The organism is Kribbella sp. NBC_00662 (assembly GCF_041430295.1).
In the GTDB taxonomy this organism is placed as follows: Bacteria; Actinomycetota; Actinomycetes; order Propionibacteriales; family Kribbellaceae; genus Kribbella.
Genome location: NZ_CP109029.1, coordinates 3,488,275 through 3,502,444 on the forward strand (window position 1 = coordinate 3,488,275; position 14,170 = coordinate 3,502,444).

The 14,170-nt window shown below is 68.3% G+C and carries 8 protein-coding genes; 2 read left to right on the forward strand and 6 right to left on the reverse strand.

All coding sequences use genetic code 11. From position 1 onward, the window contains the following. Window positions 1-66: 66 nt before the first annotated feature. The 4 genes from OHA10_RS17635 to OHA10_RS17650 form a co-directional block, all read right to left on the reverse strand. Entirely contained in the window at window positions 67-3,075 is a 3,009-nt protein-coding gene (locus tag OHA10_RS17635) for a choice-of-anchor D domain-containing protein (protein ID WP_371407296.1), read from the reverse strand. A gap of 136 nt (window positions 3,076-3,211) precedes the next feature. Beyond that, window positions 3,212-4,441: a glycosyltransferase gene (locus tag OHA10_RS17640; protein ID WP_371407297.1), complete on the reverse strand. Its 1,230-nt coding sequence runs from the start codon at window positions 4,439-4,441 to the stop codon at window positions 3,212-3,214. Beyond that, the gene (locus OHA10_RS17645; RefSeq protein WP_371407298.1) at window positions 4,438-5,562 is read right to left on the reverse strand and encodes a glycosyltransferase family 4 protein; all 1,125 of its coding nucleotides are present in this window, start codon (window positions 5,560-5,562) and stop codon (window positions 4,438-4,440) included. Before OHA10_RS17645 ends, OHA10_RS17640 begins: the two co-directional genes overlap by 4 nt. 121 nt (window positions 5,563-5,683) lie before the next feature. Beyond that, window positions 5,684-8,779: a M14 family zinc carboxypeptidase gene (locus tag OHA10_RS17650; RefSeq protein ID WP_371407299.1), complete on the reverse strand. Its 3,096-nt coding sequence runs from the start codon at window positions 8,777-8,779 to the stop codon at window positions 5,684-5,686. Between the two features lie 139 nt (window positions 8,780-8,918). On the opposite strand from OHA10_RS17650, the gene OHA10_RS17655 reads away from it, so the two are divergent. After that, window positions 8,919-10,493 (forward strand): methylmalonyl-CoA mutase, encoded by a 1,575-nt coding sequence (locus tag OHA10_RS17655; RefSeq protein ID WP_371407300.1) that lies wholly within the window; start codon window positions 8,919-8,921, stop codon window positions 10,491-10,493. A gap of 328 nt (window positions 10,494-10,821) precedes the next feature. On the opposite strand, the gene OHA10_RS17660 is transcribed toward OHA10_RS17655, so the two are convergent. Next, entirely contained in the window at window positions 10,822-11,460 is a 639-nt protein-coding gene (locus tag OHA10_RS17660; RefSeq protein WP_371407301.1) for a GNAT family N-acetyltransferase, read from the reverse strand. Window positions 11,461-11,535: 75 nt separating this feature from the next. Continuing rightward, window positions 11,536-12,717 (reverse strand): amidohydrolase, encoded by a 1,182-nt coding sequence (locus OHA10_RS17665; protein ID WP_371407302.1) that lies wholly within the window; start codon window positions 12,715-12,717, stop codon window positions 11,536-11,538. Between the two features lie 285 nt (window positions 12,718-13,002). Here OHA10_RS17665 and OHA10_RS17670 point away from each other — a divergent pair, with 285 nt between their 5' ends. After that, complete coding sequence (locus OHA10_RS17670; protein WP_371407303.1) at window positions 13,003-14,079, forward strand: BMP family protein; 1,077 nt, start codon at window positions 13,003-13,005, stop codon at window positions 14,077-14,079. Window positions 14,080-14,170: the final 91 nt, after the last annotated feature.

Genomic DNA, 14,170 nt, shown 5'->3' on the forward strand with positions numbered 1-14,170 from the left:
GGCGGCCGCGGTCAAGGCTGACCGGCGGCGGCGCGGAACCCGCACCACTACCCGTTCTTCGGTACGTCAGGTCCGGCCGACCGCCAGCCCGTCGATCTGGACGATCTTCCCGGTGCTGACCGTCCGAACGGTCAGCGTCCCGCTGAACAGCGTGCTCTGCACCGGCAGCCCGAGAACGACCTGGTAGTGCGTTGTGGGGTAGGCCAGGTTGAGGGTGGTGAGGAGCCGGTTGCCTGCGTACACCGCCACCGCCCCACAGCTCGGGCACCGCGTAGCAATCAGGAAGAACCGCTTGCCCTGCACCGTCCGCGTCAGCGCCGCCCCGACGGCCGTGGTCTGGGTATCCGTCCCGTAGTAGAACTTCGACGACGATCCCCGCGCCCACCCGGTCGTTGCCATCCCCAACGACCGGTCATCCAACGGCCGCGAGAAACACCGCTCCGCACTCCACTGCCCGACGTTCCCGAGCTTGTCCGTCGCCCGCACCGAAACGCAGTATTCGTACCCGGCCGCGATCGCAAGGCCCATGGACGTCGCGGTCGTCTTCGTCCATGGCTGCACATAGGCGCTGTACGGCCCGGCAGACGTGGCCCGCCGGTACTGCACGTCGTACGACGCAACCCCACTGGCATCCGTGGCCGACACGGTCAGTGTCGCGGTCGCGGCCACCGAGGACTGGTACGCCGGGCCCACCATCCGCGCCACCGGTCCGGACGCGTCGACGGTGATGTTCCGGTACGCGCCGCCGATGAGGACCTGGTAGTTGCCGGACCGCAGTTCGGACGCCGTGAACGGTGAGGTGCACGTTTCGGCCGGCCTGAACGATCCCTTGACCTCGCACGTGAATTTGGTGCCTGCAGGAAAGGCCGAGCCGTCGAACGGGATCGAGATGTTCGGTCCCATCACCGCCGGCGTCGGCCCGATGACGACCCCAAGCTTCTGCCAGGCGACGTCGACCCGATGCGTGGCCGACTCTCTGGCGAGCTCGTCGTACACGTACAAGTCGCCGCCGAGATCGGCGCCGAGCTGGTAGACGCGGCCGCCGGCTGTCAGCGCCAGGATCCAGGTATTGCCGGACCAGGCGATCGCCTGCACCTCCGACTCGAGCGACGGACTCTTTCGGTTCGTCCCGGCCAGTCGCACCGTCGAGCCGTCGCCGAAGGCGACGTACCGGCCGTCGGCCGAGGCTCGAACCGGCCGCCCGTCCGCCACGTCCGTCTGACCCGGAAGCGTGGCGATCCGGTTGCCGCCGGCCGTTGTCTCGACCGTCGCGAGCACGCTGGGCGAGATGCGGTGGTCGGACACCACCAAGGCGCGCGCGTCCGGCATCCAGCTCGGGCTGGACAGCCGGCAGTCGACCTTCACCGGCGTACCACCGGTGGTCGCGATCACGTACACGCACGGAGTGGAGTTCTCGGATGCCTGGAACGCGATCCGGGTGCCGTCCGGCGACCAGGACAGGTGAGTGATCGGCGCCGTGGAGCTCCAAAGCTTCACAGGTACGCCGAGATCTCCGGGTTCAACCCGCTGCGTCCACAGTGACCGCTCGGCGGAGTTCGTCACATAGGCGAGCGACCGGCCGTCCGGAGAACTGGCGACCCCCTCCTTCGGGGTGACCGGTTCGGCGTCGGCGGGGAACGGCACGACGTGCCCATACAGGTCGGCGGCGGCCAGGTCGACGGCGTCCGGCCGGTCTCCCTGCGTGATCGCGATCTGCTCGGTCGCCGGCGAGACGGGTTTGTGGGCCCCGACGGCGCTTTCGCCGACCTCGTTGACGACCGACACGGCGTATTCGATGCCGGCCTTCGTGGTGGGTTCGGCGACGGCGAAGTCGGTCGTGGACGTCTTCGCGGGGAACCACTCGACGGTCTCCACGCCGTTCAGGTAGCGGTGCAGGTTGTAGCCGCGAACGGCCGTTCCCCCCGCGGTCTCCCGCGACTGCCAGCTCACTGTGTGGCCGTTGTACGTCGGCCGCACCGTGACCTCCTGGGCCTGGGGCACGTCGACGCCGTAACCGGTCACGGCGACCGTGTGACGCTCCAAGGAGGTGGAGTCCGAGATGGTCAGAGTGTCCCGGTCAGGGCCGGTCGACGCGGGCCACCACCGCACGTTCACCGTGCAGGTCGCCGCGGGCGGCAACATCTGCGGGCAGTCGTGCGGGTTGTCCGGGTTCAAGCGCCACGCGGTCCCCAGCATCGACATCGAAACACCGGAGATCCGGACCGGTTCGGTCCCGGTGTTCTTCACGACGAACGGGGCATCAGCGCTCGTGCCGTGCTTGACCTTGCCGAAGTCGTACTGCTCCGGTGTGACGGACAGCGCCTGGTATCCGAAGGTGCTGTGGTAGCGCAGATCGATCGCCCTGAACACCATATTGCCGTCGCAGTCGTGCACGCGCAGGCTGGCGGCGAGGGTGTCGAGCTCGAGCGTGGCGGTGTAGGCGACGGCGGTGACAGACAGGTATCCGCTCGCGGTGCAGCTGTGGTCGCCTTGAGTGAACTCGAGCTCGGACGGCGTGAGCGAGTAGTTGCCCGGACCTGCGATGAACGCCGGAAGCCGCACCTTCACCGTGCCCGCGGACAGTGTGCGAGATCCGCCGGCCGGTGCGGACGCCGTGACCGCGTCGGCGACCTCGTCGTGCGGCCAGGTGGTGCCGGGGTCCACGTCCAGAGCGAGTACGTCGATGTCGCCGACGGCTGGTGTCGTGGTGTTGCGGGTGGTTGTGACCGGGGCGCTGGCGGCGGTCTCGGCGTCGGTGGTCGCGACGACCCGGTACGAGGCCGTCGTTCCGGGGGCGATGTTGTCGTCGACCCAGCTGACACTCTCCGCGCTCAGCGGGCCGCTGACCTCGCCCCAGTCGGCGCTGCCCTCCTTGCGTTCGACGTGGTAGGTGGATGCGTCGACGGGGTTCCAGGCGACGCCGACGCCTGTGCGGGTCGGGAACACCTGCGCGGTCGGCGTGCTGAGGGCGGTTTCGTCGCCGAAGGCGGTGTGGGCGATGAGGGGGATGGTGATGGCCGCGAGGGCGGCGGCCAGGGCGGTGCGGAGTAGGGCGGGTTTGCGGGCGCGGCGCATCGAATCTCCAGGGCAGGGGACTCCGGCGCACCCCGAGCGACACCGGCGAAAGGGAAAGAACTACAGGCTTACCGGACCTGACCGCAACTCTCTTGCCACTTCGTGCAAGCGATGTCGGCAGACAGTCGTCGAGTGCCTACGCAGCGATGCGGGCCTGGCTCAGGCGGGTGTGGAGGGCGAGCATGTGCTGGACGCAGGTGTTCCAGTTGTAGAGCTCGGCTCGGCGGCGGGCCGCCGCTCTGCGGTCGGGCAGCTGGGCCAGGGCGAGAGTGGCGTCGGCCAGTGCGGACGGGTTGGCTGCCGCCCAGCGCCCGCAGGTCTCGTCGACCAGCTCGCGGGCGCCGCCGGTATTGGCGGTGACGACCGGGGTGCCGGCGGCGAGCGCTTCCAGGACGGCCAGGCCGAAGGTTTCGCCGGGGCAGACGGACAGCGCGATGTCGGCCTCGGCGAGGTGCTTGGCGAGCGTCTGGCGGCCGTCGACGTACCCGTGGAACGTGATCGGCGCGTCCCCCGCGATCTCGATCAGCTCGTCGAGGTGCGGGCCGGTGCCGTACACGTCCATCTGCAGCTTCACGCCGCGGCGGTGCAGCTCGACCGCGGTGGCGACCGCGAGGTGCGGGCTCTTCTCCCGTGACAGTCGCCCGGCGTGCACCAGCTTGAGTACGCCGTCGTCGACCGGCTCGGACCGCGACGGGTGGAAGGTCTCCAGATCGACCCCGAGCGGGATCCGGACCAGCGGTGTCGTCACCTCGTCGAACTCCGCGGCCGCGTAGCGGGACGTGACCACCACAGCGTCGTACGTCCGGCTGAGGATGCGGTAGAGCGCCGCGACGGTAGCGACCACGTGGAGCTGGCTGGCCTTGACGCCCTCGGCCCGCCGCTGGACGCTCTCACCGGTCCAGCGGCTGGTGCGCTGGCTGACTTCGCCGAGCATCCGGCCGGGACGCAGTACGTCGTGGCCGCCGAGCTGGCCCGGTCGGGCCGAACCCAAGGCCAGCATGGCGTCCAGACGCTCGTGGCTGAACAGGATCGTGCCTATGTCGTTGCGACGGGCCCAGCGCGCGACCGGGAGCAGCGTCGACTTGTCCGAGACCTCGACCGTCGTCGGCCCGAACTTCTTCAGTACGTCGATCACGTTCCACGGGTTCGTGATCAGCCGGTACCCGCCGCTCACCTTCGGTGCCTTCACCCGGACCACCGTGCCGAACTCGGTCTCGGCCACCGCGTCGCGTTCGCCCGGCGTGATCACGATCCGCTCGGCGCCGGCCTCGACGTACCCCTGGCCGATCTGCTCGATCGCGGTCCGCATCCCGCCGGACGTCGGACCGACGAAGTTCGCCAGCTGGGCGATTCTCAGCGCACTCACGCGACCCGCCGGACAGCCGCCGCCTCACGCAGGACCTCGGCGTAGTGCCGGTCGACCAGGTCGTCGACCACCGCCGGCCAGGTCCGTGACTGCACCCGCTGCAGGCCGCTCGCCGCCATCCGGCTGCGTGCGGCAGGGTGGTCGAGCATGATCTTCACCTGGTCGCGCAGCGATCCGGCCTTGCCCGGCTCGAACAGCAGGCCGTTCTCGCCGGGGTGGATCAGGTCGAGCGGGCCGCCCGCGGCCGGGCCGACGGTAGCCACGCCGGAGGCCTGCGCCTCCTGGATCGTCTGGCAGAACGTCTCGTGTTCGCCGGTGTGCACGAACACGTCCAGCCCGGCGAAGATCGAGGCCAGGTCGGCGCCCCGGCGCATCCCCAGGAAGGTTGCCGTCGGCAACGCATTCTCCAGCGAGGCGCGATCCGGCCCGTCGCCGACGATCACGATCCGGCAGTCCAGGTCGGTCAGCTCGGCGAGCCGGCGTACCTTCTTCTCCGCGGCCAGCCGGCCGACGTACCCGACGATCGGCTTGCCGTCCGGCGAGATCTGCCGGCGCCACTCCTCGTCGCGGTGCTCGGGGTCGAACAGGTCCAGGTTCACACCGCGGCCCCACAGGTGCACCCGCGGTACGCCGCCTTGCACCAGCGCGTCGACGGATGCGGTCGAGGGGGCGAGGGTCCGGTCGGCACGCGAGTGCGTCCGCCGTACCCAGCGCCAGATGCCGCGGTCGGCGGCGGCGTACCAGGGGTACTGGCGGGCGAACCCGGCGATGTCGGTCTGGAAGATCGCGACCGTCGGCAGCCCGAGCTTGCGGGCCGCGCGCAGACCGTACGCGCCGATGATGAACGGCGAGGCGAGGTGCACGAGGTCCGGTTTGAAGTCGGCCATCGCCCGCTCGATCGACGGATCGGGCAGGCCGACCGGGTACTCCTTGTAGCCGGGCGTCCGGAAGCTGCGGGCGCGGATCACCGGTACGTCGCCGTACGCGTCCGGACCCGGGCCGGGGGCAATGATCAGCAGTGCGTGCCCACGGGCGCGCAGCCGGTCGGCGACGTGGCGAGCCGTGTTCGCCACGCCATTGATCTGCGGCAGGAAGGTCTCGGCCACCATCACGATTCGCACACTTCGAAGGTTCCTCACCGTGCATGAACCCTGGGCGACGCTCTCGTGACCCGGCGTCGATGCCCTGTCGACACCTGCAGGGATTTGAAGTGTCCTTCAGGTGTCGACAGGGCTTTTCCAGTTACGGGGTGGTGAACAAGTGATTCATCGACCGGCGGACCAGATCGGTGCGCATCGCCTGTGTGGTCAGGCCCTCGGCGCCGAAGCCGAGGTACACCGTGTCCGGTGTGGCCACACCGGCGCCCTCGTCGAAGGCGGTCGTGGTCCGGATCCAGTCGGTCGGGTTCGCCGGTGAGCCGGCCGGCGCACCCGGCACCGCCCAGCCGCCGAGGTCGGTCTCGAACGACGTCTGCTCGGTGGCCCCGTCCCTCGTGATCGAGACGTCGTCGACGAAGGCCCCGAGGCCCTGCGTCGACCAGTCACTGACGTAGGTGATCGACAGCTCGACCTGCTTCCCGGCGTACGGCGTGAGGTCGACCTTCCAGTCCTGCCAGCCTCCGCTGGACCCGGACGTCGCGTGCCAGGCGCCGGTGGTACCGGTCGGTGAGCAGTCCGCGCCCTGGTAGTGCGCCAGGAACGGATGCAGCTGCACCACACCGGCCGGACAGCTCTGGCCGGTGTCCTGCGACGTATGACCGTTCATGTCCGGCAGCGTGGTCCAGTCGTCCTGGCCGACGGTGTGCGCCTCGACCATCACGAAGTCCCAGTCGGCCTCGGTGTCGAAGGAGAACTTGAACGACATCGATCCGCTCGAGATCCCGCTCAGGTCGACTGTCCGGCTCAGCCGCTTGTAGCTCATGTCGGCCTGCCGGCTGTAGACGTACTGCGAACCGGTGAACGGCTCGAACGGCGCCCCGCCGGGCCGGTTCCACTTCAACGGTGCCGAGCTCGCGAACTGCGGGAACTGGGCCTTGGGCAACACGCTCGAGGTCAGCACGAAGGCGTTCGTGTGATCCTGGTTGCCGGCTGAGTCGCCGCCGTTGAGCGTCCCGGTGAACCCGTTGAAGGCACCGGCCGTGCCACGGATCGGAACCGGCGCGCCGTTGCTGTCGCTGCCGCTGTTGTCGACCAGCGTGTAGGCGCCCAGCCAGTACTGCTCGAAGTCGTTGAGCAGCGGCAGGCACGGGTACGCACGCGCCGTGCACTCACCCTGTTGCTCCTGGAACGGGTTGTAGTAGTACGCCCCGTCCCCGTTGCTCGCGTAGCCGGCGTACTTGCCCGTGTAGAGCAACTTGCCGCCCTCGTTGAGGTAGTCGCGGACCGACAGTTCCAGGTCGAGGGCGAGTTCGGCCGCTGTGCCGGCCGGTTGCCCGACCTTCCGGGTGATGATGTCGTCGCCGGTCTCCCAGACCACGGCCTTGTAGTGCGACAGCACGCCGAGCGGGTGCGGTGCGGTCCGGTTGTTCGCGTCGACGTCGTACACGTCGGAGGTGATCCCGGACGCGGCGAGTGTGGCGGCGTAGCTGCTCGCGTACTTCGCTGTCGTGACGCCTTGCGCCGGGCTCGCGCCGGTGACGTCCTCCGCGGCCAGGATCAGTACCTGTCCGCCGATGTCGGTGGCGACGTGGTAGGTGAAGTGTTCGCCGGCGACGGCGCCCGTCCCCGGTTTGGTGCCGGTGAACCACACCTCGACCGAGTCGCCAGGTTTGGTACGGCGTACCGTGCCGCGGAACTCGGCGTAGTACCGGTTGTTGGTGTCGCCGTACCGCTCGCCGCCCTTCCATTCCGAGACCTTGTCGGACACCGCTCGGCCGCCGTTGACGCGGTAGTTGATCCGCAGGTTGTTCAGGGCCCGCTTCGCGATCACCGCGACCGGCTGGGTGGTGCCGTACGAGACCGTGAACGGGTCCGTGACCAGATCGGCGGCCTTCCGGCCGACCACCGAGACCGGGTCGTCGGGGTCCTTGGCGGACTTGGCGACGGACAGCGCGAACGGGATGTTCTTGGCGAACTCGGCCTGGATCAGGCCTTCGTCGTCGGGGAAGCTGAAGATACTGACGCAGTCCTCCGGCCGCCACTGGTCGTCGGGGTCGACGGCGGACGCGGTCTGGCAGGTCGACATCTCCGGCGTGAACGCCATCGTGCCGTACCTGTTCGCCGCATGGTCGTCGGTCTCACCGTTGGTGGTGTAGAGCTCGGCCGAGATGTCCGGGTCGTAACCCGGTACTGCGGGATTCGCGTCGTCGCCGGCCATCGCCTCGGAGATCACGTCGTCCGGCGATGGTGTGCTCACCTGCCAGCCGACGCCGTACAGCAACAGCTGGGCGGCGGAGTGATAGTTGACCAGCTCGGTGAAGCGGACCTTGCGGAACAGCTGGTCGAGGGCCTTCGTCTCCGGCTCCGAGGCCGGGGCCGGACCGCGGTACGTGTCGCTGCTCGGGTCGGGTGACGAACCCTCGTTGTCGTACCCCCACTTGGTCGGCAGGTTGCGGTTCAGGTCGATGCCGTCGCCGGGGGCGATGAGCCCGTCGCCGTTGTTGTCGCGCAGGTTCTTGCGCCACAACCGGTCGCCGGTGAACGTGTAGTCGTAGCCGTCGGGGTTGGCCACCGGCAGGAACCACAGCTCGGTCGTGTTGACCAGCTTGGTGATGTCGGCATCGTGGCCGTAGCCGTCGATCACGTAGTGCATCAGCCGGCGCACCATCTCCGGGGTGATCCACTCGCGGGCGTGCTGGGTGCCGGAGTACAGCACCGAAGGCTTGGCGCCGTCGGGCAGCAGGCGGGCGCCCAGGCTCACCTTGACTGCGACCATCGGCTTGCCCTGGACCGTCGTACCGATCGTGACGAGCTTGGCCAGCAACGGGTGTGCGGCCGCTGTCTGGGTCAGCTCCTCGTAGAGACCGCCGGGGCCGCTGTACGGGCGGAACACGGTCGGGCCGGCCGCGGCGAGCCTGGCGGCCTCGTCGGAGGCTGCGTGGCCCTTGACCTGCTTGACGCTCAGATCGACGCCGTCCGAGCGGAGCTTGGCGGCCTGCCGCTCCGACATCACGACCTCGACCTTGACCTTCCCGTCGGACGCCCGGACCTGGCCGGTGGCAAGGTCCGAGCGGTCCACTCCGGTGTCGACGACCTTCTGCAGCTGTTGCGCGCTCAGGTCTCCGACGTACACCTCGAGGCCGTCACCTCCTCGGCCTGGTACTGCGGTGGCCGCCTGTCCTGCGGCCAATGCGCTCGCTACGACAGCCAGTACTGCGATCAGAGCAGAAGTTCTTCGCATGTCGCCCCTCCCCGGTCGACGGTGCATACCGTCGCAGCGTCCTGTGAGCCACGTCACGAGTCAACAGCTGGGAGCGGGCGGGTCGCCAGGCGTGCTCGGCGTCATACCAGTCGGGCGGTGGTTCGCCTACCTTTGGGGCATGAGTCATCGCAGCGAGTCGGGGTTCGAGTTCGATCCGGTGTACGGGCCGCTGGACGGGTTCGACCCGGCGGCGAAGCTGGGGGAGCCGGGGCAGTATCCGTACACCCGGGGCGTGTACCCGACGATGTACACGCAGCGGCCGTGGACGATGCGGCAGTACGCCGGGTTCGGGACCGCCGCGGAGTCGAACCAGCGGTACCACCAGCTGATCGACCACGGGACCATGGGCCTGTCGGTCGCGTTCGACCTGCCGACGCAGATGGGGTACGACTCCGACGCCACGATCGCTTCCGGTGAGGTCGGGAAGGTCGGGGTGGCGATCGACTCGATCGACGACATGCGGGTGCTGTTCGACAAGATCCCGCTGGACCAGGTGTCCACCTCGATGACGATCAACGCGCCGGGCTCGGTGCTGCTCCTGCTGTACCAGTTGGTAGCCGAGGAGCAGGGCGTCTCCGCGGACAAGCTCACGGGCACGATCCAGAACGACGTACTGAAGGAATACATCGCCCGCGGGACCTACATCTACCCGCCGAAGGAGTCGTTGCGGCTGATCAGCGACATCTTCGCGTACTGCCAGGCGGAGCTGCCGCGGTGGAACACGATCTCGATCTCCGGCTACCACATGGCCGAGGCCGGGGCGACGCCCGCGCAGGAGATCGCGTTCACGCTGGCGAACGGGATCGAGTACGTCCGCGCCGCGGTCGCGTCCGGGCTCGACGTGGACGAGTTCGCGCCGCGGCTCTCGTTCTTCTTCGTCGCGCGGACGACGCTGCTGGAGGAGGTCGCGAAGTTCCGCGCGGCGCGGCGGATCTGGGCGCGGGTGATGCGGGACTCGTTCGGTGCTCGCAACCCCAAGTCGTTGATGCTGCGTTTCCACACCCAGACGGCCGGCGTACAGCTGACCGCGCAGCAGCCCGAGGTCAACCTTGTGCGGGTGGCGATCCAGGGCCTGGCCGCCGTACTCGGTGGAACGCAGTCCTTGCACACCAACTCGTACGACGAGGCGATCGCGCTCCCGACCGAGAAGGCCGCTCGTCTCGCGCTACGCACGCAGCAGGTGCTCGCATATGAAACCGACATCACCGCAACGGTGGATCCGTTCGCCGGCTCATATGTCGTGGAGTCGCTGACCGACGAGGTCGAGGCCGCCGCTGTCGAGCTGATGGACCAGGTCGAGGAGTACGGCGGGGCGGTCGCCGCGATCGAGAAGGGTTTCCAGAAGCAGGAGATCGAGCGGTCGGCGTACCAGATCGCCCAGGAGATCGACTCGGTCGAACGGGTCGTGGTCGGTATGAACAAGTTCAAGATCGCGGAGGAGGAGCCGTACGAGCCCCTCCGCGTCGACCCCACCATCGAGGCCCAGCAAACCGCCCGCCTCGCCGACCTCCGCGCCACCCGCGACCAGACCGCCGTCGACGAGGCCCTGGCCGCCCTCAAGAAAGCTGCCCAAGGCAACGAAAACTGCCTCTACCCCATGAAGACGGCCCTCAAAGCCCGAGCCACAGTAGGCGAAGTCTGCAACACCCTCCGAGAAGTCTGGGGCGTCTACGTCCCCGCCGACACCTTCTAGAGCCGGGAAAGGACACCGCTCCGCGGCGGCTGTGCTGGCCGCCTCCGGCGGCATCCGCTCCATGTGCAGGGTCCCGCCACACCTGTGCCTCGGCAGGAAGGTTGTGGTCGTCACGACCGCTCGCCGGTCGCAACAGGAAGGGTTATCCGCGCGTGTTGTCCCTTCTCTGCTGGTGTACGAGGTGAGAAGGCGCAACAGCAGGGGAGAACCCTCGGGAGGGAATACAACCCGAACGTTGCTAGCGGAGGCGCTAGGTGCGTACCCGACAGCCGTTGCCGCTTCGCGCGTCGGCGTTGAGCAAGTCGGGCTGGCGTGCGTCCTGCGTGCGTCAGGACAGCGGCAGGTAGGTCTGGCAGGCCTCGATGTTGTGGAGTTGGATGTCGGCCCGGCGTCGCCAGTTGTCTCTCGTCAGGCGCCAGCGGTTGAGGAGGGCGGGTTTGCCCAGGCGGGTGGCCCAGTCTGTGCCGTTGGGCTCGTAGCCGAGAGCTTGGGAGATTGCGTTCGAGCCGTGGTTGTCGACGAAGGCATCACTCCCGGCCTCCTTCGCCCCGAGCCCCTCGAACGCGAGGTGCAGGATCGCAGCGCGCATCTCACGCCCGAGCCCACGACCGCGCTCATCGGCAGACAACCACGAGAAGCTCGTGACGGTGCCCAGGGTTGAGAAGTTGACCCCGATGAGGTCCTGCATCCCGACCGGACGTCCGTCCACGACAGCCACGAAGTACAGCCGCCAAGCATCAGGCTCGACCTTGCCGCGCCCGCGCCAGATCGCTCGCAACCACTTGGCCACCCGCTGATCAGGATCCGGCTCGTAGAGCGAGATCGGGTCGTCGTACGGCGGCGGCTCGGCATCCGTCTTCCCGGCCCGCACCACCTCCGCGAGCTCGCCCAACAGCTCATCGGTCGCACCCCGCAACTCCAACCGCGGCGTACTGACCCGCACATCAAGCAGCGGATAACTCGTCATACGCCGATCCAACACCACCCACCTTCGACCGCCGGAGGGGTCCGATAGGACAGCCGCCGCGGAGCGGCGTCCGTTTTAGTCGAGGAGGGCCGTCGAGGTCAGGACGGTGGTGCCCAGGGAGATCGATTCTTCGGAGGGGGTGAAGCCGGGGGTGTGGAGGTCGGCGGCGGTTTCGGTGGAGGGGTGGCGGACGCCTAGGCGGGCCATGGCGCCGGGGACGTGTTCCAGGTACCAGGCGAAGTCTTCGCCGCCGAGACTCTGGTCGGTCGGGGCGATGGCGCTCGAGCCGAGGGTCTGGTGTACGGCGTTCTGCAGGATCCCGATCGCGGCCGTGTCGTTGACGACGGGCGGTACGCCGTGCGTGACCTCCGCGTCGACCTCGACGCCGTACGGCCGGACGATCTGTTCGGCCAGCGACGGGATCAGCTCCTCGGCCAGGCGCCACGCGTTGGCGTCGAGGCAGCGCAAAGTCCCCTCGGCCTCGCCCCGGGACGGGATCGCGTTGGCCGCCGAGCCGGACGTGATGCGGCCCCACACCATCGACATCCCGGCGCGCGGATCGACGCGACGCGACAAGGCGGCCGGAAGCTCAGACACCAGCGTCGCCAGCGCGTAGACGAGGTCGGCCGTGAGATGAGGCCGCGACGTGTGACCACCAGGTCCGGTCAGCCGGACCAGGATCCGGTCGGCGGCGGCAGTCAGCGCGCCCACCCGCAGACCGATCTGACCCACCTGCAGCCGCGGATCGCAGTGCAGCCCATAAATACGGCGGACCCCGTCGAGTCCGCCGGCTGCGATGACGCCGAGCGCTCCGCCCGGCATCACTTCCTCCGCGGGCTGGAAGATCACCCGCACCCGCCGGTCCAGCTGCCCGTCACGCGCCATCCCGGCCAGTACCAGCGCCGCGCCGAGCAGCGAAGACGTGTGTACGTCGTGACCGCACGCGTGAGCCACCCCGTCGATGGTCGACCGCCACGGCGCGTCCACGCCGTCCGGCACCGGCAGCGCGTCGATGTCCGCCCGCAGCGCCACGCACGAGTCGCCGGCGCCGATGTCGCAGATCAGCCCGGTCCCGGTCGGCAACACGCGCGGGGACAGCCCGGCCTCGACCAGCCGCTTCTCGAGGATCTCGGTCGTCCGTACCTCGTGCCACCCGAGCTCGGGGTGCGCGTGCAGGTCCCGCCGTACGTCGACCATCTCCTCGCGTACCGCCTCGACCCGGGCGAGCACGTCCGCGACCAGCAACTGATGACTCATCCCGAGATTGTGCACCAGCGACGGTCAAGACCCACAGTGACGACCACTCACCGTGAGAGCCGCCACGGAGCGTGCACACCGTGACGCCGGTACCGCAGCCCGTGACCATGCCGGAGAAGTTGTCGAAATGTGACGAGAATGCCGGTCACTTTCCGGTATCGAGGCCTGCTCGACGTTCAAAGAATGACGGGGCGCGCCCTATAGTCTGCGGATGCGGCACGTGGGGGAAGGCGTGCCGGACAGATGCAGTGGCACAGGTTTTCTGGTCGACGAAGGAGACGTCCGGTGAAGAAGTACGTGCGGGGAACGGCGATCGTGGGCGTGCTGACGCTCGCCGTGGCCGCTTGTGGGAGCAAGCCGACCGACAGCAGCTCTGGCGGCAGCGCCAACAAGGACTTCAAGGCGTGCATGGTCTCCGACTCGGGGGGTTTCGACGACAAGTCGTTCAACCAGACCTCGTACAAGGGCCTGCAGGACGCCGTGAAGGAGAAGGGCCTGACCGAGGTCAAGGCCGAGTCGAAATCCGACAACGACTACACGACGAACATGACCGCGATGGTCAGCGCCAAGTGCAACGTCATCGTCGCCGTCGGCTTCAAGCTGGAGGACGCCACCGAGGCCGCGGCCAAGGCGAACCCGAACATCAAGTTCGCGATCGTCGACTCCGCGCCGAAGACGCCGATCGCGAACCTGAAGCCGCTGCTGTTCAACACGGCGCAGTCCAGCTTCCAGGCCGGCTACCTGGCCGCCGCGATGACCCAGTCCGGCAAGGTCGGCACGTTCGGCGGTCTGCAGATCCCGACCGTGACCATCTTCATGGACGGCTTCGCCCAGGGCGTGCGCTACTACAACACGCAGAAGAGCAAGAACGTCCAGGTGCTCGGCTGGGACGACCAGAAGCAGAAGGGTCTGTTCACCGGCGACTTCGAGGACAAGGCCAAGGGCCAGAACAACGCGCAGAACCTGATCACCCAGGGCGCGGACGTGCTGTTCCCGGTCGCCGGCCCGTCGGGTCTGGGCGGTCTGCAGGCGGCCAAGGCCAGCAACGGCAAGGTGAACGCGATCTGGGTCGACACCGACGGCTGCGTGAGCGCCGAGGAGTACTGCTCGGTGCTGATGAGCAGTGTCGAGAAGGGCATGGACGTCGCCGTGAAGGACGCGGTGGTCTCGGTCGTCGACAACAAGTTCGACAACACCCAGTTCACCGGCACCCTGCAGAACGGCGGTACGGCGATCGCGCCGTTCCACGACTTCGACAGCAAGGTCCCGGCGGACGTGAAGTCGGACCTGGACAAGATCAAGGAAGACATCATCAGCGGCAAGATCACCATCGAGTCGAAGGTTCAGCCCAAGGCGTCCTGAACCGCCGCACGATTGCGTAGTACGGTGCGAGCCAGGAAGGCAGACCTACAGGTTCTGCCTTCCTGGCTCGCCGTATGAAGAGTCTGGCTCG